General features: G+C 73.8%; 18 protein-coding genes. 12 read left to right on the top strand and 6 right to left on the bottom strand.

Annotation, left to right across the window (positions count from 1 at the left end; genetic code table 11):
• The first annotated feature begins 28 nt into the window (after positions 1 to 28).
• The 4 genes from IEY96_RS02440 (at position 29) to IEY96_RS02425 (ending at position 3,519) form a co-directional block, all read left to right on the top strand.
• Positions 29 to 694 carry a response regulator transcription factor gene (locus tag IEY96_RS02440; RefSeq protein WP_189193148.1) on the top strand — a complete coding sequence of 222 codons (666 nt, stop codon included), beginning with the start codon at positions 29 to 31 and terminating at the stop codon, positions 692 to 694.
• 13 nt (positions 695 to 707) lie between these two features.
• Positions 708 to 1,898: a sensor histidine kinase gene (locus tag IEY96_RS02435; protein WP_189193147.1), complete on the top strand. Its 1,191-nt coding sequence runs from the start codon at positions 708 to 710 to the stop codon at positions 1,896 to 1,898.
• Between the two features lie 80 nt (positions 1,899 to 1,978).
• Positions 1,979 to 2,494: a DUF2231 domain-containing protein gene (locus IEY96_RS02430; protein ID WP_229791345.1), complete on the top strand. Its 516-nt coding sequence runs from the start codon at positions 1,979 to 1,981 to the stop codon at positions 2,492 to 2,494.
• A gap of 44 nt (positions 2,495 to 2,538) precedes the next feature.
• The gene (locus IEY96_RS02425) at positions 2,539 to 3,519 is read left to right on the top strand and encodes an aldo/keto reductase (RefSeq protein WP_189193146.1); all 981 of its coding nucleotides are present in this window, start codon (positions 2,539 to 2,541) and stop codon (positions 3,517 to 3,519) included.
• Between the two features lie 76 nt (positions 3,520 to 3,595).
• On the opposite strand, the gene IEY96_RS02420 is transcribed toward IEY96_RS02425, so the two are convergent.
• From IEY96_RS02420 to IEY96_RS02405, 4 genes are all read right to left on the bottom strand, one after another.
• Positions 3,596 to 3,997, bottom strand: a complete 402-nt coding sequence (locus IEY96_RS02420; protein WP_189193145.1) for a hypothetical protein — start codon at positions 3,995 to 3,997, stop codon at positions 3,596 to 3,598.
• Between the two features lie 173 nt (positions 3,998 to 4,170).
• A complete protein-coding gene (locus tag IEY96_RS02415; protein WP_189193144.1) occupies positions 4,171 to 4,596 on the bottom strand; it encodes an ATP-binding protein in 426 nt (141 codons plus the stop codon).
• Positions 4,597 to 4,680: 84 nt separating this feature from the next.
• A complete protein-coding gene (locus IEY96_RS02410) occupies positions 4,681 to 5,436 on the bottom strand; it encodes an SAM-dependent methyltransferase (protein WP_229791344.1) in 756 nt (251 codons plus the stop codon).
• Between the two features lie 130 nt (positions 5,437 to 5,566).
• Entirely contained in the window at positions 5,567 to 6,316 is a 750-nt protein-coding gene (locus tag IEY96_RS02405; RefSeq protein WP_189193142.1) for an Fpg/Nei family DNA glycosylase, read from the bottom strand.
• A 180-nt stretch (positions 6,317 to 6,496) separates the two neighbouring features.
• Here IEY96_RS02405 and IEY96_RS02400 point away from each other — a divergent pair, with 180 nt between their 5' ends.
• From IEY96_RS02400 to IEY96_RS02365, 8 genes are all read left to right on the top strand, one after another.
• Complete coding sequence (locus IEY96_RS02400) at positions 6,497 to 7,531, top strand: extracellular catalytic domain type 2 short-chain-length polyhydroxyalkanoate depolymerase (RefSeq protein ID WP_189193141.1); 1,035 nt, start codon at positions 6,497 to 6,499, stop codon at positions 7,529 to 7,531.
• A 65-nt stretch (positions 7,532 to 7,596) separates the two neighbouring features.
• Entirely contained in the window at positions 7,597 to 7,812 is a 216-nt protein-coding gene (locus IEY96_RS02395) for a hypothetical protein (RefSeq protein WP_229791389.1), read from the top strand.
• Between the two features lie 585 nt (positions 7,813 to 8,397).
• On the top strand, positions 8,398 to 8,487 hold the full coding sequence (gene kdpF / locus IEY96_RS02390) for a K(+)-transporting ATPase subunit F (protein ID WP_189193140.1): 90 nt from the start codon (positions 8,398 to 8,400) through the stop codon (positions 8,485 to 8,487).
• Positions 8,487 to 10,142 (top strand): potassium-transporting ATPase subunit KdpA, encoded by a 1,656-nt coding sequence (kdpA, locus tag IEY96_RS02385; RefSeq protein ID WP_189193139.1) that lies wholly within the window; start codon positions 8,487 to 8,489, stop codon positions 10,140 to 10,142. The genes kdpF and kdpA overlap by 1 nt, the downstream gene beginning before the upstream one ends.
• A 20-nt stretch (positions 10,143 to 10,162) precedes the next feature.
• Complete coding sequence (gene kdpB / locus IEY96_RS02380; RefSeq protein WP_229791343.1) at positions 10,163 to 12,355, top strand: potassium-transporting ATPase subunit KdpB; 2,193 nt, start codon at positions 10,163 to 10,165, stop codon at positions 12,353 to 12,355.
• Complete coding sequence (locus IEY96_RS02375; RefSeq protein WP_189193138.1) at positions 12,355 to 13,236, top strand: potassium-transporting ATPase subunit C; 882 nt, start codon at positions 12,355 to 12,357, stop codon at positions 13,234 to 13,236. Before kdpB ends, IEY96_RS02375 begins: the two co-directional genes overlap by 1 nt.
• Before the next feature lie 34 nt (positions 13,237 to 13,270).
• Positions 13,271 to 15,811: a sensor histidine kinase gene (locus IEY96_RS02370; RefSeq protein ID WP_189193137.1), complete on the top strand. Its 2,541-nt coding sequence runs from the start codon at positions 13,271 to 13,273 to the stop codon at positions 15,809 to 15,811.
• Positions 15,808 to 16,488, top strand: a complete 681-nt coding sequence (locus IEY96_RS02365) for a response regulator (protein WP_189193136.1) — start codon at positions 15,808 to 15,810, stop codon at positions 16,486 to 16,488. The genes IEY96_RS02370 and IEY96_RS02365 overlap by 4 nt, the downstream gene beginning before the upstream one ends.
• On the opposite strand, the gene IEY96_RS02360 is transcribed toward IEY96_RS02365, so the two are convergent.
• Positions 16,476 to 17,648, bottom strand: a complete 1,173-nt coding sequence (locus IEY96_RS02360; RefSeq protein ID WP_189193135.1) for a low temperature requirement protein A — start codon at positions 17,646 to 17,648, stop codon at positions 16,476 to 16,478. The genes IEY96_RS02365 and IEY96_RS02360 overlap by 13 nt on opposite strands.
• The gene (locus tag IEY96_RS02355) at positions 17,645 to 18,862 is read right to left on the bottom strand and encodes an MFS transporter (protein WP_189193134.1); all 1,218 of its coding nucleotides are present in this window, start codon (positions 18,860 to 18,862) and stop codon (positions 17,645 to 17,647) included. Before IEY96_RS02355 ends, IEY96_RS02360 begins: the two co-directional genes overlap by 4 nt.
• Between the last annotated feature and the right edge of the window lie 178 nt (positions 18,863 to 19,040).

Here is a 19,040-nt window from a genome sequence, read left to right as displayed (position 1 = left end):
TGGTCACAGAAGGGGTAATACTGGGCGCGTGGAGAGCCCCCGTCCCCGCCTGCTGCTGGTCGAGGACGACCGTGCCCTCACCGGCCTGCTCGCCGACCTGCTGACCGAGGAGGGTTACGAGGTCGACGTGGCCGGCGACGGGCACAGCGGCCTGCACCACGCGCTGACCCGCGACTACCAGCTCATGGTGGTCGACCGGGGGCTGCCGGCGCTGGACGGGTTGGCGCTGGTCGTCCGGCTGCGCGCCCGCGGGGTGACCTGCCCGGTGCTGCTGCTGACCGCGCGGGGATCGCTCGACGACCGGGTGGAGGGGCTGGACGCGGGCGCGGAGGACTACCTGGTCAAGCCGTTCGAGGTGGCCGAACTGCTGGCCCGGCTCCGGGCGCTGCGCCGCCGGCACCCGGAGGCGGCCGGCTGGCTGCCGCTCGGGCGGCGCCGGCTGGACGTCGACAACCGCCGGGTGCTCGACGGCGCCGGAGAGATCCCGCTGTCGGCCCGCGAGTTCGCCGTGCTGCACGCCCTCGCCGGCCGGCCGACGAAGGTCTTCACCCGGGCAGAGCTGCTCAGCGCCGCCTTCGACAACGCCGACGCGCCGGGCACCGTCGATGCCTGCGTCCACCACCTGCGCCGCAAGCTGGGCCGGGACGCCGTCCGTACGGTGCACGGGCTGGGCTACCGGCTCGGACCGGGCTGAGGCGGGCGGCGGCGTGGACGAGGCCCGGCTGGACCGCGCCCGGCGCACCAGCGTGGCCCAGACCGCCGGGGTGATCGGGATCGTCCTGCTGCTGGTCGGCGCGCTGATGTTCGTGCTGACCAGCCGGCAGGAGTCCCGGGCGCTGGACGCCGGGCTGACCGAGGTGCTGGCGGCGGCGGAGGACGTGGACGACCCGCCGCCCGGGCAGTTCCTGGCCCGGCAGCGGCCCGGCGCGGCGGCGGTCGAGGTGACCGGGAGCGCGTCCCCGCAGCTGGTCCGGATCCTGGACGGCGCGGTCGGCCGGCCGCCCGGCCGGTACGAGACCGACGCCGGGGACGACCAGCGGGTCCGGGTGCTGGTCGTCCAACGGGCGGACGGCAGCCGCTGGGCGGTCGCGGCCGACCTCGCGCCGCTGCGCCGGCGGCAGGGCCAGCTCGCCGTGGCGCTGCTCGTGGCCGAGCTGGCCGGCCTGGCCGGTGCGCTGGTCGCCGCCGCGTTGCTGGCGCGGCGGGCGGTCGCGCCGCTGGCCACCGCGCTGACCCTGCAACGCCGCTTCGTCGCCGACGCCTCGCACGAGCTGCGCACCCCGCTCACCGTGCTGCACACCCGGGCGCAGGTGCTGGCCCGCCGCGCGCGGAGCCAGCCGGCGGACCGGCTCACCGACCAGCTCGACCAGCTCGTGGCGGACACCCGGGCGCTCGGCGAGGTGGTCGAGGACCTGCTGGTGTCGGCCGCCGCCGAGCACCAGCCGCTGCCCGACACCGAGGTGGACCTGGCCGAGGTGGCACGCGAGGTGGTGGCGAGCATGTCCGCGTACGCGCAGGAACACCGGGTCGAGCTGCGGGTCGAGGCGGCCGGGCCGGCCCCGGTCCGGGGTGCCCGTACGGCCCTGCGCCGGGCGCTGACCGCGCTGGTGGACAACGCCGTCGGGCACGCGACCGACGGCGGCCACGTCACGGTGACGGTGACCCGCCGCGACGGCCGGGTGGCCGCCGCGGTCGCCGACGACGGGGTGGGGCTGGACCCGGCCGAGGCGGACCGGCTCTTCGACCGCTTCGCGCACGGCACCGCCGGGGCCGGCCGCCGGTTCGGGCTGGGCCTGGCACTGGTGCAGCACGTGGCGCGGGCCCACCGTGGCGCGGTCGAGGTCGCCGGCGCGCCGGGGCGGGGCGCCACCGTCACCCTGGTCCTGCCGGCGGCCTGAACCGGCCGCAAGAACTTCCCAAGAAACGCTGGGCACTGTGGGGCCGGACCGTGAACGCCCCCGATCGTCGAGGAGAGATCGTGCCCGACACCGTCAACGGACTGCCGGTGCACCCGCTCGTGGTGCACGCCGTCGTGGTCCTCCTGCCGCTGGCCGCGCTGGGCGTGGCCGCGCTGGCCGTCCGCCCCTCGTGGCGGGGCCGCTTCGGCGTGCTCGTCGTGCTGGTCGCCGCGCTGGCCGCCGCCGCCATCCCGCTCGCCACCGAGAGCGGCGAGGGCCTGGAGCGCCGGGTCGGCGACCCGGGTCGGCACGCCGAGCTGGGGGACACCCTGATCTGGTTCGCGCTGCCGCTGCTGGTCGCCGCGGTCGCGCTGGTCTGGCTGCACCGCCGGTCCGGCCGGCCGGCCGAGGGCGGGGCGGAAAGCCCGCGTACCCCCGGGCGGGGCGCGGCCGGCGTGGTGGTCGCGGTGCTGGCCGTGGTCGTCGCGGCGGCGAACCTGGTGCAGGTCTACCGCGTCGGCGACTCCGGGGCGAAGGCCGTCTGGGGCGACACCCCGGCGGCGACCGCCGGGCACGGCGACGACGACGGGGACTGAGCCGGTCCCTGCGCCGCGCGCCCGCCGGTGGTGAGATGGACCGCATGGAGTACGTGAAGTTCGGATCCACCGGCCTGGAGGTGTCCCGGCTCTGCCTGGGCTGCATGAGCTACGGCGAGCCGGGCCGCGGCGGGCACCCCTGGTCCCTGCCGGAGCAGGAGAGCCGCCCCTTCATCCAGCAGGCGCTGGAGCTGGGGGTCACCTTCTTCGACACCGCCAACGTCTACTCCGACGGCACCAGCGAGGAGATCGTCGGCCGGGCGCTGAAGGACTTCGCCCGCCGCGACGACGTGGTGATCGCCACCAAGGTGCACGGCCGGATGGGCCCGGGGCCGAACCGGGGCGGGCTGTCCCGCAAGCACATCATGAGCGAGATCGACGCGAGCCTGCGCCGGCTGGGCACCGACTACGTCGACCTCTACCAGATCCACCGACTCGACCCGACCACGCCGATCGAGGAGACCCTGGAGGCGCTGCACGACCTGGTCCGGGCCGGCAAGGTCCGCTACCTCGGCGCCTCCTCCATGTACGCGTGGCAGTTCGCCAAGGCGCTCTGGGCCGCCGAGCGGCACGGCTGGACCCGGTTCGTCTCGATGCAGAACCACTACAACCTGCTCTACCGCGAGGAGGAGCGGGAGATGCTGCCGCTCTGCCTCGACCAGGGCGTCGCGGTGATCCCGTGGAGCCCGCTGGCCCGGGGCCGGCTGACCCGGGACTGGGGGGAGCGCACGGCGCGGGCGGAGACCGACGAGTTCGGCCGGGCGCTGTACGCGCGTACCGAGGAGAACGACCGGGCGGTGGTCGACGCGGTGGCCCGGATCGCGGCGGCGCGGGGCGTGCCCCGGGCGCAGGTGGCGCTGGCCTGGGTGGCCCGCAACCCGGCGGTCACCGCGCCGATCGTGGGTGCGACCAAGCCGCACCACCTGACCGACGCGGTGGCCGCGTTGGAGTTGGAGCTGACCGACGAGGAGGTGGCCGCCCTGGAGGCGCCCTACGTCCCGCACCCGGTCGCGGGATTCCAGTAGCCGACGATTTTCGAAACAGTTTCCTGCCGGTTCACGGCGTCGGCGAAATTGCCGAGGAATTGACGCCCGAAAGGCGTCAGCGCACGAACAGGGTGTAGCTCGGGGCGAAGCCGGTCCGGCAGCGGAACGACACCCAGACCCGCTGCGCGACGCCGTCGGCGCCGACCTGCCGGCATTCGGCCTGGGCGTCGGCCACCTGGTCGAAGGCGGCGGTGTAGACCTGCTTCTCCGCCGGGTACGCCGCCGTGCGGGGCCGGTAGGTGATGATCAGGTCGTCGCCGGCGAAGCCCGACCGGACGGAGAACGAATCCCAGGTGCCGGCGTTCCGGCCGGCCTCACCGATGACCGCCGCGCGGCCGAAGCCGTACGTGCCCAGCAGCGCGGTGGTGGGCTCCGGGGTGGCGGCGTGGGCGGTGGACGGGGCCAGCACGGCCCCGGCGACGCCGGCCAGGACGAGGGCTCGGGTGAGCTTGCGCATCTGTTGAGGTCCTTCTCGAATAGTCGCGGGGATCTCCCGCGGTTTCTCGGGACAACCGGCGGAAGGGTCTTCTCCCGGTCGGTTCGGAAAGGACCATACGAGCCATCCACTGCGGACGGTGTAAAGCAGATCACATTAAGTGAAGAACAATTTGTTAAGCAATTCTTGACGGCTCAGCGGGGAAACGAGGCCCAGATGTTCTTGGTCTCGTCGGTGGCGTACCAGCCGACGGCGAGCGAGACCGACTCGGCCAGCATCAGCCCGCGCCCGCCCGAGTCGAGGGGGTGGATGTCGGCCAGCCCGGGGACGGTGCTGAGGTCGTGGTCCGCCACGTCGAGCAGGAAGCAGTCGTCGCCCGCGAGCAGGGTGACGATCGTCGGCGGCCGGCCGTGCCGCAGCGCGTTCGTCGCCAGTTCGGTGGCGACGAGCACCACGAGGTGGGGCACCTCGTCGAGGTCCTCGCCCTGGACCAGGCCGTGCCGGGTCAGCGCGTCGCGCAGCGAGGCCCGCAGGTCACGCAGTTCCTCGGCCGTGCTGAGCACCCACTGCTCCAGTTCGGCGGCCTGCGGCGGTGGCGGCGAGGTGCGCAGCTGTCCCATGATCTGGCTTTACCCTCCGTAGCCGTCCGCTAAGCCGGTCCGGACCGGCTCCCGACCCGGGCGGGCGGGAGCCGGTCCGGCCGGTCAGCGGCGGAGCAGGGCGAAGACGCCCCAGCCCAGGAACTCCCGCTGGTAGCGGACGTGCCGCACCGGGTCCTCGGTCAGTTCCTGGCGCAGCTCCCCGGCCAACTCGTCGTCCGGGTTCGCGTCCAGCCAGCGGCGCAGGTTGAGCCAGTGCGCGGCGGCGTACCGGTCCCAGCTGTCCTGGTCGGCGAGGACCATCTCGACCAGGTCCCAGCCGCACTCGCCGAAGAGCCCGACCAGCCCGGGCAGGTCGTGGAACTCCTCCCGCGAGCGGGCGTGGCAGCCGACCACGGCCTCCTCGTCGGGCGGGTCGAGCCGCCAGTACGGCTCGCCCACCAGGACAATCCCGCCGGGGCGCAGGCCGCGCTCCAGGATCTCCAGGGTGCCGGGGACACCCCCGCCGATCCAGGTCGCCCCGACGCAGGCGGCCAGGTCGACGCGCTGCTCCGGTACGTACGTCGCGGCGTCGCCGTGCACGAACCGGACCCGGTCGGCGACGCCCAGCTCGGCGGCGCGCTCCCGGGCGGCGGCGGTGAAGGCGGTGCTGATGTCCACCCCGGTGCCGGTGACGCCGTGGTCCCGGGCCCAGGTGCACAACAGCTCGCCCTTGCCGCTGCACAGGTCGAGGATCGACGTGCCGGGCCGGAGCTTGATCGCCCGGCCCAGGGTGGCGAGCTTGGCGTCGTCGAACGGGTTGAGGATCCGGAGGTCGCCCTCGCGGATGGTGAAGCTACGTGGCAGATCCAAAGCGGTCACTCCAAGGGAAGGGTGCGAAGGTCGGAACGAGACGGGAAGCGCTCGGCACGGGCACCAAAACACCCTCTTCAGGCAGTCGGAGTGACGTTGGCGGCGAGGCTAACCGCGGGGCCGGCCGGCTGCCATCGAATTAGCCGGCGGGTTGGTCCACCGGGCAGGCGTACGCGGTGCGACCGCCCAGTTGCCAGGTCCGCACCGGGCTGCCGCAGCGGCGGCAGTGCGTCCGCTTGTACACCCACCGTTCGTCCGGCGCGGTCGGGTCGCTGACCACCTGACCCAGGTCCCGGCCGAGCGCGAGGTGGACGACGGCGAGCCGCCACAGCCGCTCCGCCGCCGGGGCGCCGACCGCCCGGGCGTCCGGGTCCAGCCCGGCCAGGAAGAGCAGTTCGGCGCGCCAGGCGTTGCCGATGCCGGCCCAGACCGCCTGGTCGAGCAGCGCGGCGCCCACCGGCGTCCCGGTCGCGGTGAGCCGGCGGACCGCCTCGGCCGGGTCGGCGTCGTCGCGCAGCGGGTCCGGCCCGAGCGAGGCCCGCAGGGCGCGCTCCGCGTCCGCCGGCAGCGGCTCGCAGCGGATCGGCGCGATGAGGTCGTACGCCACCGTCGGGCCGGCCAGCCGCAGCCGGGTGCCGGGGCGGGGCGGCACGGCCGGGTCGTCGTAGCGCAGGAACAGCCCGCGCATGCCGAGGTGCACGTGCAGGACGGGTGCGTCGGGGAAGTGGTAGAGCAGGTGCTTGCCGTCGGCCTCGACGGCCCGCAGCGGGCGGCCCGCGTAGGGGGTCGGGTCGAAGCGGCCCTGCGGGCTGGAGAGCGCGACGTCGCTCCCGGCGAGCGCGTCGTGCTGCTCCCGCGCGTACCGGTGGACGAGGTGACCCTCGGGCATGTTCGGCGCGTACCCGATCCATCGGGGCGGAAAACGACCCACCGGGGCGGAAACGACCGTGGGCCGGCCACACCGCCGCCGGCGTCGAGGTATCGCCCGCACGGATATCCGCTGTGGTCTATGTCACGTTAGCGTGCCGGCACGCCGGCCGTCCCGCCGGCGCTCCGACGGGAGAACGCCATGAAGACACCGTGGAAAGCCGCCACCGCCCTCGCCGCGGCCCTCCTCCTGGTCCTGCCCGGCGGCGTCGCCGCCCGGGCCGCGAGCACGCCCTACACGAAGACCCCGGTCGCGGGCTCGCTGCGCAGCTACCCGATCTCCGCCGTGTACGTCGCCGGGGTCTCCTCCGGCGGCTACATGGCCACCCAGCTCCAGGTCGCGTACTCGGCGCGGATCCGCGGCGCCGCGGTCTTCGCGGCCGGCCCCTACTACTGCGCCCAGAACAACGTCTCCCAGGCGCTCTACGGCTGCGGCGACAACCTCTACCCGACCTACGTCGCCACCCTGGAGAGCTACACCCGCACCTGGGCGTCCTACGGCTGGGTGGACGGCACCGGCAACCTCGCCGGCCAGCCGGTGTACGTCTACCACGGCGGCAACGACAGCACCGTGAAGAAGTCGGTCACCGACGACCTGGTCCGCTACTACCAGGACTTCGGGGCCAGCGTCCGCTACGACTCCGGCGGCGCGGCCGGCCACTCCTGGGTCACCCCGTACGGCACGGTCGGCTGCACGGCCACCGCCTCGCCGTACCTCGCCGACTGCGGCACCGACCCGCAGGGGGCCTTCCTCGGCAAGCTGCTCGGCTCGGTCGCCGCGCCGAACACCGGCCCGCTGGGCGGCACCCTGATCCGGTTCGGTCAGGACACCTTCGCCACCAACGGCTGGGCCAACGGGCTGAGCATGGACGCCAACGGCTTCGCGTACGTGCCGAGCGCCTGCGCCGCCGGGACCACCTGCCGGCTGCTGGTCGCCCTGCACGGCTGCGCCCAGGGGTACGCCAAGGTCGGCACCGCCTTCGTCGACCGGGCCAACCTCAACCAGTACGCCGACACCAACCGACTCATCGTGCTCTATCCGCAGGCGGTCGCCAGCGGGGTGAACCCGAACGGCTGCTGGGACTGGTGGGGCTACCTCGGGGCGACGAACTATCCGATCAAGGGTGGCGCCCAGGTCGAGACGATCATGAACATGGTCCGCCGCCTGGACGGCTGAGCCGGCGATCCGGCCCGTACCGGCAGGTGCGGGCCGGTAGGCTGCTGCGATACCGTCACCATGTGATGGTCGAGGAGCACTGGTGGAACGGGGTCAGCGCCCCTCGTGGGCGCCGCGACGTCTACATCCGCACCGACGGGCAGCGCTGGGAAGTGCAGGCCCAGATCGGCGGCGCCGCCGGCCGGTCGAAGATCCAGGAGTGCCCGAGCCGGGGCTCGGCGAGCATCCTGGCCGGCGCGTGGCGCGGCAGCGGCGCCGGCTGGCGCGAGGTACGGCGCTGACGTACCCGCTTCACCGCGTCGGCCCTGGTCGCCGACGCTGACTTCCACGGCGGCCCGCGGGGTGTGAAACCGCGCTGAAACCACGGCGATCTCCCATCGCCAGCGCCACCACCGAGGCCGCCACGTCACCGTCCTGGTCACGGAGGCCCGGGTCCTCGCCGGGCCGGCCGCCCAGAGCCCCAGCCCGGCCTCCGCCTCGGCCGGCGCCGCGGCGTGCTCCCCGTCCTCGGAACCGGCGGGCGCGCCCTCTGCGCGCCGCGGCATGGCCAGTTCGCTGGTCACCCGGACAGCGTCGACGGCGCGTCGAAGAGCCGCCTCTGGTCCGGGGCCGAGTTGGTGACCGGACTCACCGCCGAGCCTGGGCTGCGTGAAAACCACGTCAAGAAACGGCGTGCCGTCGTCATGGTCGCGTTATGGCCCCTGTGCATTCGTCACCAGCGGCGCTGTGATTGCCGGGCGCGACCGGGAGGCGGTCGCGGGAAACGTCCGGTAAGAGGAGTCAGCCGTGTCTGACGTGGTGTTCGTGCTGGTGACGGTGGCGCTTTTCGCGGCGCTCGCCCTCGTGGTGAGGGGCGTGGAGAAGCTGTGAGCGCGGTGAACGCCGTGGGGCTGGTGCTGGCGATCGGCCTGGGCCTCTTCCTGGCCGTCGCCCTGCTGTTCCCGGAGCGCTTCTGATGACCATGACAACAGCCGGCGTCCTCTTCCTGCTGTCCCTGGTGGCGGCGCTGGTCGCCGTCCACAGGCCGTTCGGCGACCACATGTACCGGGTGGTGTCCGGCACCCGGCAGTCCCGGGTCGAGCGTGGTATCTACCGACTGGTCGGGGTCAACCCGACCGCCGAGCAGACCTGGGGCGTGTACGCCCGCAGTGTGCTGGCCTTCTCGGCGATCTCGATCCTGTTCCTCTACCTGTTCCAGCGGGTGCAGGACAAGCTCTGGCTGTCGCTGGGCTTCGACCCCGTGGTGCCGCACGGCGCCTGGAGCACGGCGGTTTCGTTCGTGACCAACACGAACTGGCAGTCGTACTCGGGTGAGTCGACCATGGGCCACCTCGTGCAGATGGCCGGCCTGGCCGTGCAGAACTTCGTCTCCGCCGCGGTCGGCATCGCCGTGGCGGTGGCCCTGATCCGCGGGTTCGCCCGCAGCCGCACCGGCGAGCTGGGCAACTTCTGGGTCGACCTGACCCGGATCACGGTGCGGATCCTGCTGCCCGTCGCCGTGCTCGGCGCGCTGGCGCTGATGATCGGCGGCGCGGTGCAGAACCTCTCCGGCGGCACCGACGTCACCACGCTGACCGGCGGTACGCAGCACCTCACCGGGGGCCCGGTGGCCAGCCAGGAAGCGATCAAGGAGCTGGGCACCAACGGCGGCGGCTTCTACAACGTCAACAGCGCCCACCCGTTCGAGAACCCCACGGCCTGGACGAACTGGCTGGAGATCTTCCTGATCCTGCTCATCCCGTTCAGCCTGCCCCGGGTCTTCGGCCGGATGGTCGGCCAGAACCGCCAGGGCTACGCGATCGCGGCGGTCATGGCCGTCCTCGCGCTGGCCAGCGTCACCCTGGCCAACGTCTTCGAGCTGGCCGGGCACGGCACCGTCCCGCAGGCCGTCGGCGCGGCGCTGGAGGGCAAGGAGGTGCGGTTCGACGTGTCGAACTCGGCGACCTTCGCCGCCGCCACCACCCTCACCTCGACCGGCGCGGTGAACTCGTTCCACGACTCGTACACCGCGCTCGGCGGGATGATGACGCTGGGCAACATGATGCTCGGCGAGGTCGCGCCCGGGGGCGTCGGTTCGGGCCTCTACGGCCTGCTGATCCTGGCGGTGGTCACGGTGTTCGTCGCCGGCCTCATGGTCGGCCGGACCCCCGAGTACATCGGCAAGAAGATCGGGTCCCGCGAGATCAAGCTGGCCTCGCTGTACTTCCTGATCACGCCCACCCTGGTGCTGGCCGGCACGGCGGCGGCGTTCGCCACCGGCAACAACGCCACCGCGCTCAACGTCGGCCCGCACGGCCTCTCCGAGGTGCTGTACGCCTTCACCTCGGCCGCCAACAACAACGGTTCCGCGTTCGCCGGCATCACCGTGAACACCACCTGGTGGGACACGGCACTCGGGCTCTGCATGCTCCTCGGCCGGTTCCTGCCGATCATCTTCGTGCTCGCCCTGGCTGGTTCGCTGGCCCGGCAGCAGCCCACGCCTGCGTCCGAGGGCACCCTGCCGACCCACCGACCGCTCTTCGTCGGGATGGTCGTCGGCGTCACGGTGGTCCTCGTGGCGCTGACCTTCCTTCCCGCGCTCGCGCTCGGCCCCCTCGCTGAGGGGCTGTGACCACCATGAGGAACGAGAACATGTCCGTCACGCCCGTGACCTCCGGCCCCGGTACGGAGCCGGTGGCCGGCACCCCCGCCCTCCACGGCAACCGGGTCGGCGGGGGTCTGCTGGACCCGGAGCAGCTCATCCGGTCGCTGCCGGACGCGCTGCGCAAGCTCGACCCCCGCACGCTCTGGCGCAACCCGGTGATGCTCATCGTCGAGCTGGGCGCCGCCTTCACCACCGTCCTGGCGGTGGCCGACCCCTCGGTCTTCGCCTGGGCGATCACCGTCTGGCTGTGGCTCACCGTGGTCTTCGCGAACCTGGCCGAGGCGGTCGCCGAGGGCCGGGGCAAGGCCCAGGCCGCCGCCCTGCGGCAGGCGAAGCAGGACACCATCGCCACCCGCCTCATCGGCTGGAAGCCCGGAGCGGCGGCGAACACCTACCGCGACGAGGCGGTTCCCGCGCCGCAGCTCCAGCAGGGCGACATCGTCCTGGTCGAGGCCGGCAAGATCATCCCGGGCGACGGGGACGTGGTGGAGGGCATCGCGAGCGTCGACGAGTCGGCGATCACCGGCGAGTCCGCGCCCGTCATCCGGGAGTCCGGCGGCGACCGCAGCGCGGTCACCGGTGGCACGAAGGTGCTCTCCGACCGGATCATCGTCAGGATCACCCAGAAGCCCGGCGAGAGCTTCATCGACCGGATGATCGCCCTGGTCGAAGGCGCGAACCGGCAGAAGACCCCGAACGAGATCGCGCTGAACATCCTGCTCGCCGCGCTCACGATCATCTTCCTGCTGGCCGTGGTGACCCTCCAGCCGCTGGCGATCTTCGCCAAGGGCTACCAGGCGGCGGCCGCCGACACCGGTGCGATCACCGATGCCGGCGTCAGCGGCGTGGTCCTGGTGTCGCTGCTGGTCTGCCTGATCCCCACCACCATCGGGGCGCTGCTCTCGGCGATCGGCATCGCCGGCATGGACCGCCTCGTGCAGCGCAACGTCCTGGCCATGAGCGGCCGGGCGGTCGAGGCGGCCGGCGACGTGAACACCCTGCTGCTGGACAAGACCGGCACGATCACCCTGGGCAACCGGCAGGCCGCCGAGTTCCTGCCGGTCGACGGCGTGACCGCCGCCGAGGTCGCCGACGCCGCGCAACTGTCCAGCCTCGCCGACGAGACCCCCGAGGGCCGTTCCGTCGTGGTGCTCGCCAAGAACGAGTTCGGGCTGCGCGAGCGCGAGCCGGGACTCATCCCGCACGCCACCTTCGTGCCGTTCAGCGCGCAGACCCGGATGAGCGGCGTCGACCTCGGCGCGGAGAGCGTCGACGGCGGCGTCCGTCGGATCCGCAAGGGCGCTGCCACCGCGGTGATGAAGTGGGTACGCGAGCACGACGGCCACCCCACCGAGCAGGTCGGCCAGCTCGTCGACGAGATCAGCGGGATCGGCGGCACCCCGCTCGTCGTGGCCGAGCACGTCGAGGGCGAACCGGCCCGGACCCTGGGCGTCATCCACCTCAAGGACATCGTCAAGACGGGGATGCGCGACCGGTTCGATGAGATGCGCCGGATGGGCATCCGGACCGTCATGATCACCGGCGACAACCCGCGTACGGCGCAGGCGATCGCGGACGAGGCCGGAGTGGACGACTTCCTCGCCGAGGCCACGCCGGAGGACAAGCTCGCCCTGATCAGGAAGGAGCAGGAGGGCGGCCGGCTCGTCGCCATGACCGGCGACGGGACCAACGACGCGCCGGCCCTCGCCCAGGCCGACGTCGGCGTGGCCATGAACTCCGGCACGTCGGCCGCCAAGGAGGCCGGCAACATGGTCGACCTCGACTCCGACCCGACGAAGTTGATCGAGATCGTGGAAATCGGCAAGCAGTTGCTGATCACCCGCGGCGCGCTGACCACCTTCTCGATCGCCAACGACATCGCCAAGTACTTCGCGATCATCCCGGCCATGTTCGCCGGCATCTACCCGAGCCTGGACACGCTGAACGTGATGCGACTGTCCAGCCCGGAGTCGGCGATCCTCGCCGCGGTCATCTTCAACGCGATCATCATCGTCGCGCTCATCCCGCTGGCCCTGCGCGGCGTGCGCTACCGGCCGGCGAGCGCGTCGAAGCTGCTCAGCCGCAACCTGTGGGTCTACGGCCTCGGCGGCGTCATCGTGCCGTTCATCGGCATCAAGCTCATCGACCTGCTCATCCAGCTCATTCCGGGGATCTCGTGATGCGCCTCCCTACCTGGCTCGCCCAACATCTGGCCGCCCTGCGCGCGCTGCTCGTGTTCACCGTCCTGCTCGGCCTCGCGTACCCGTTGGCCCTGGTGGCCGCCGGCCGGATCCCCGGTCTCGACGGCAGGGCCGACGGTTCGTTGGTGAGGGTGAGCGGCAAAACCGTGGGCAGCTCGCTCATCGGCCAGTCCTTCACCGACGCGGACGGCAACCCCGTCCCGCGCTACTTCCAGTCCCGGCCGTCCGCCGCCGGCGAGGGCTACGATCCCACGTCCACGGCGGCCAGCAACCTGGGCCCGGAGAGCGTGGTCGACACCATCGCCGTCAACCCCGACGAGTCCACCCGGAGCCTGCTCACCCAGGTCTGCTCCCGGAGCAGGGCGGTCGGGGAGCTGGACGGCGTGGACGGGCGGCGGCCCTACTGCACGCCGGACGGCGTCGGCGCGGTGCTCGCCGTGTTCCGCGCCGACGGACTGACCGGCCGGATCACCCGGGTGGTGAGCGTCAACCAGGTGGCCCCGGCCACGCCCTTCGTCGGCAGTTACCAGGGCGTGCCCGTCGAGCTGGCCCGGCCCGGCCACGACTACGTCGCCGACGGCGGGATCATCACCCCGGTCCGTGGCGACGCGCCGGCCCGGCCCGCCGTGCCGGCCGACGCGGTCACCGCCAGCGGTAGCGGCCTGGACCCGCACATCAGCCCGGCGTACGCGGAGATCCAGGTGGCCCGCGTGGCGCGCGAGCGGGGCGCGGACCCGGCGGCGGTCCGCCGCCTGGTACGGGAGCACACGATCGGCCGGGCGCTCGGCTTCATGGGCGAGCCCGCGGTCGACGTCCTGGGTCTCAACATCGCGCTCGACAGGGAGTTTCCCGCCCCCTGACCAGGGGTTCCGGGGATCAGGGAGGATTGTTTCCGTGCCCAGGGGAGAGCTCCGCATCTACCTCGGGGCCGCCCCCGGCGTCGGCAAGACGTACGCGATGCTGGAGGAGGCCCGGCGGCGTGCCGAGCGTGGCACCGACGTGGTGATCGGCCTGGTCGAGACCCACGGCCGGCCGCACACCGCGGCGATGATCGGGGAGCTGGAGACGGTGCCCCGGCGCACCCTCACCTACCGGGGCGCCGCCTTCACCGAGATGGACCTCGACGCCGTCCTGGCCCGCCGGCCCGAGCTGGCGGTGGTGGACGAGCTGGCGCACACCAACGTGCCGGGCTCCCGCCACGAGAAGCGCTGGCAGGACGTCCAGGAGCTGCTCGACGCCGGGATCAGCGTGCTGACCACGGTGAACATCCAGCACCTGGAGTCGCTCAACGACGTCGTCGCGCAGATCACCGGCACCGTCCAGCGGGAGACCCTGCCCGACCAGGTGGTCCGCGCCGCCGGGCAGGTCGAGCTGGTGGACATGACCCCGGAGGCGCTGCGCCGCCGGATGGCCCACGGCAACATCTACCGGCCCGACAAGATCGACGCGGCGCTCGGGAACTATTTCCGGGTCGGCAACCTCACCGCCCTGCGCGAGCTGGCCCTGCTCTGGCTGGCCGACAAGGTCGACGAGCAGCTCGACGCGTACCGGGCGCAGCAGGGGATCTCGGCCACCTGGGAGGCCCGGGAGCGGGTGGTGGTGGCGCTGACCGGCGGGCCGGAGGGGGAGACGCTGATCCGCCGGGCGGCCCGGATCGCGGCCCGCGGCAAGGGTGCCGACCTGCTCGCCGTGCACGTGGCCCGCAGCGACGGGCTGGCCGGGGCCGACCCGGCCCGGCTGGCCCGGCAGCGCGTGCTGGTGGAGAGCCTGGGCGGGACGTACCACCAGGTGCTCGGCACCAACATCGCGGCGGCCCTGCTCGACTTCGCCCGGGGCGTCAACGCCACCCAGCTGGTGCTCGGCGCGAGCCGGCGCGGGCGCTTCGCCCAGCTGCTCTCCCGGGGCGTCGGGGTCACCACCACGGCGCTCTCCGGGCCGATCGACGTGCACCTGGTGACCCATCCCGAGGCCGGCCGGGGCCGGCGGGCGGCCGAGGTGCCGGCCGCGCTGTCCCGGCGGCGCCGGCTGCTCGGGTACGCGCTCGCGGTGCTCGGTATGCCGCTGCTGACCCTGCTGCTCGCGGCGCTGCCGGACCTCACCCTGACCAACGACATCCTGCTCTTCCTGGCCGGCGTGGTCGGGGTGGCGCTGGTCGGTGGGATGTGGCCGGCGCTGGTCGCCGCGCTCGGCGGCTCGCTGCTGCTGAACTGGTTCTTCACCCCGCCGTTCCACACGCTGACCATCGCCGAGGCGGACAATCTCCTCGCCCTCGGCGTGTTCGTGGGGGTGGCCATCGCGGTGAGCTGGGTGGTGGACGTTGCTGCCCGGCGTACCCGGGAGGCCGCCCGGGCCTCGGCCGACGCGCAGACCCTGGCCACCGTGGCCGGTGGGGTGCTGCGCGGCGAACGGCCGCTGCCCGCGCTGCTGGACCGGCTGCGGGAGACCTTCGCGCTCCGCGCGGTGAGCGTGCTGGAGCTGGTGGCGGAGGCGGAGGGGCGGCCGGGCCGGGCCGGGGAGGCGACGGCCTGGCGGGTGGTGGCGAGCGTCGGGGAGGCGCCGCCGGGCAGCCCGGGCGCCGGGGAGACCGCCGTGCCCGTCGACGACCGGCTCACCGTGGTCCTCGCCGGCCGCCGGCTGGAGGCCGCCGACCGGCGGGTGGTCGAGGCGTTCGCCGCCCAGGCCGCCGTCGCGCTGCGCCAGGAACGCCTCGCCGCGGAGGCCGCCGCGGTCCGGCCGCTCGCCGAGGCCGACCGGATGCGCACCGCGCTGCTCGCCGCCGTCAGCCACGACCTGCGTACGCCGCTGGCCTCGGCGAAGGCGGCGGTGAGCAGCCTGCGCAGCCACGACGTCGAGTTCGACGCCGACGACCGCGAGGAGCTGCTGGCCACCGCCGACGAGTCGCTGGACCGGCTGGGCCGGCTCGTGGCGAACCTGCTCGACATGAGCCGGCTCCAGGCCGGCGCGCTCGGCGTCACCGCGACCGCGATCGGGCTGGAGGACGCCGTACCCCGGGCCCTGGACGAGCTGGGCCCGCCGGCGGCCGACGTCGTCACGGACATCCCCGCCGACCTGCCGGCCGCTGCCGCCGACCCGGGCCTGCTGGAACGGGTGCTGGTCAACATCGTGGCCAACGCGCTGCGGCACAGCCCGCCGGGCCGGCCGCCCACCATCACCGCGAGCGCCCACGCCGGGCAGGTCGAGCTGCGGGTCATCGACACCGGGCCGGGCATCCCCGAGGACCAGTGGGAGCACGTCTTCCTGCCGTTCCAGCGTCTCGGCGACCGGGACAACCAGACGGGTGTGGGGCTCGGGCTCGCCCTGTCCCGCGGGCTGGCCGAGGCGATGGGTGGCAGCATCACCCCGGAGACCACACCGGGCGGGGGGCTGACCATGGTGCTGCGGCTGCCCGCCGCCGGGGAGAGGAGTGACGGGTGACCCGCATCCTGGTCGTCGACGACGAGCCGCAGATCCTCCGCGCGCTGCGGATCAACCTGCGCGCCCGCGGCTACGAGGTCCAGGTCGCCGAGACCGGTGCGGCGGCGCTGAAGACCGCGGCGAGCCACCCGCCCGACCTGGTGGTGCTCGACCTCGGCCTGCCCGACCTGGACGGCGTCGAGGTGATCCGGGGCCTGCGCGGCTGGACGACCGTGCCGATCATCGTGCTCTCCGGACGGGCGGGCAGCGAGGACAAGGTCTCCGCGCTGGACGCCGGCGCCGACGACTACGTCACCAAGCCGTTCGGGGTTGACGAACTGCTCGCCCGGATCCGTGCGGTCACCCGCCGGCTCGGCGGCGGCGCCCCCGTCGGGCCCGCGTTGCGGATCGGCCGGCACACCGTCGACCTGGCCGACCGGACCGTCACCCGGGACGACGGCGCCGAGGTCCGGCTCACCCCCACCCAGTGGGCCATGCTGGAGAAGCTGCTGCGCAACCCGGGCAAGCTGGTCAGCCAGCGCCAGTTGCTGCAGGACGTGTGGGGACCGGAGTACCAGCACGAGACCAACTACCTGCGGCAGTACATGGCCCAGCTCCGGCGCAAGCTGGAGGATGACCCGGCGCGGCCCCGGCATCTGATCACCGAGCCGGGGATGGGGTACCGCTACCGGCCCTGACCCGGGCCGCCGGCCGGCGCGGGCCGCCCGGTCGCGATGGCGTGCTGCCGCCGGTCGACCAGCAGCATCACCACCAGCACCAGCACCACGGCGGCGAGCTGCGCGCGGGCGTTGAGCCGCGTGCCGATCGGGATGGTGGCCAGCACGGCCGCGCCGGTGACCAGCCGGCTCAGCACCGGGGCGGCGTGGAGCGAGCGGCGCAGGCCCGCGATCCCGGCCAGGTACAGCGCGACGCCGCCGGCCAGCGCCAGCGCCGAGCGCCAGTCGGCCGGCTGCCCCGGGTGGGCCACCGCGGCGTGGATGCCGGCCGCCGCCACCACGATGCCGAGCAGCAGCGGGATGTGCCCGAAGCCCACCCGGAGGGCCAGCCGGGCCCGCTCCGGGCCGGTCGCCGCCAGCCGCTCCTCCTCCCCCGGGGTGTCGGTGAAGTACGTCCACCACAGCGCCGCCGGCAGCGCCAGCGCCAGGGCGATGACGGCGCCCGTGCCGAACCCGATGTGGTCGGTGTCGACGCCCATCCCGATCGCCACCACCGACTCGCCCAGCGCGATGATCACCAGGAGCCCGTGCCGCTCGACGAAGTGTCCCGGCTGGAGGTGGAACGCGGACAGCACCCGCACCCAGGAGATCCGGGGCACCAGGTACGGGACGACCGACTGGAGCGCGAGCGCCGCGAGCCAGCACGCGTACCGGGCCGTGCCGTCGACGAAGCCGCCCACGAACACCAGCAGGGCCGACCCCAGGTTGTAGACGGCGAGCCGGGCCAGCGCCGGACCGATGCCGGCCCGGGTGAACAGCAGCAGGTGAACGCTGATCACCACGAGGTAGCCCACGCCGAAGAGCAGCCCGGTGCCGTCGAAGGCGTCCGGCACCGCGACCGCGGCCAGCAGGAAGCCGACCATCCCCACGAACAGCAGCAGCTTCTGCGCGGGCACCCGGGGCGGCACGTGGTTGGCCAGCCACACGTACCCGTCGAACATCCACCACAGGATGCCGAAGAGCAGCAGCACCCGAGCCAGGCCGGTCGGCGACAGGTCCGCCTCCAGCACCCGGGTGAGCTGCGTCAGCGTGAAGACGAACACGAGGTCGAAGAAGACCTCGACGGTGGTCACCCGGTCGGCCGGTGCCGGGTTCCCGAGGCCCGGACGCGCGGGTGTCATGAGGACCGAGCGTAGACCTCCGCCCCGGGCTCGGGGCCGTTCTCCGCCCGTCGCGACCCGTCGGCACGGGAGACGGCCCAGAGCACCACGGTGCCGAGCAGCGCGGCGGCCGGGGCGACCGCCAGCCCGTACCGGAGGCTCGTCGACACCAGCGGGCCGGCGAGCGCGGAGCCGGCGGCGCTGCCCACCACGAACGCCGTGCTCACCCAGGCGAACGCCTCGGCCACCGTGCCCGGCTCGGCGAGCCGCTCGGCGGTGAGGAAGATGGCGGTCAGCACCGGCGGCAGGGCCAGCCCGCTGACCACGAGCAGGCCGGCCATCGGCACCGGCCCGGGGGCGAGCAGCAGCGGCAGGTAGCCGATCGTGAGCCCGGCGGCCAGCAGCGGCAGCCGCCCGGGCCCGCCCGGCCGGGCCCGGGTGTAGAGCAGGCCCCCGGCCAGCGCGCCGGCCGCCTGCGCCGCGAGCAGCCAGCCGCTGAGCCGCCGGTCGCCGGCCGTCTCGGCGTAGCCGGTCACCGCCACGGCGATGCTGCCGACCGCCGCGCCGACGCCGACCACGCCGGCCATCATGACGGCGAACCGGGGTACGCGCAGCGGGCCGGCCCAGTGCCGGACCGCCGGCACGCCGCGCCAGGCGCGGACGGCGGGGCTGAGGGCGTACGCCGCGGTGCCGGCGAGCTGCAGGATCCCGGCGGCGACCAGCCCGGCGGCCGGACCGGCCAGGGTCACCGCGAGGAGGGTGACCAGCGGGCCGACCACGAAGATCACCTCCTGTACGGCGATGTCCAGCGTGTACGCGGTGGGCACCGTGGCGGGCGGGAGCAGGGCGGGCCAGAGGGTACGCAGGCACGCCTCCAGCGGCGGCGTGCCCAGCCCGGCCACCGCCGCGCCGACCACGGCGCCGGTGACGTGCCCGCCGGTCAGCGCCACCGCACCGAACCCGAGGCCGGAGAGGATCGCGGCGCCCCACAGCACGGGCGGCTGCCGCCAGCGGTCCACCGCCCGGGCGAGCAGCGGGGTGCCCACCGCCATCCCGGCGGTGTACGCGGCGACCAGCAGGCCGGCGGCGGCCAGGCTCAGCGACTGGCGGGCGAAGAGGAGCAGGGCCAGCGGCCCGCTGGCGGTGGGCAGCCGGCCGACCTGGCTGCTGAGGAGGACCCGGAGGACCTGGGGTGCGCGCAGCACCGCCCGGATCCCGGAACTGTCGACGGACATGGGACATCGCTCCCGGTGCGACGTGACGGGGGAAAGGAGGCGTCGGTGCCGGGGCGCCTCAGGGAGCGAAGTCGGCCCGCTCGTGGTCGTTGCCGTAGAGCGGCAGGGCAGGCGTGAGCCACTGGGCGTACGCGGCCGCCGCGGCCTCCACCGGGATCACCCGCCGACGGTAACCCAC

This window comes from Micromonospora fulviviridis, from assembly GCF_014648395.1.
Lineage (GTDB): Bacteria > Actinomycetota > Actinomycetes > Mycobacteriales > Micromonosporaceae > Micromonospora > Micromonospora fulviviridis.
The sequence above is the reverse complement of the archived record's forward strand: the minus strand, read 5'-3'. Positions and strand labels throughout refer to the sequence as shown.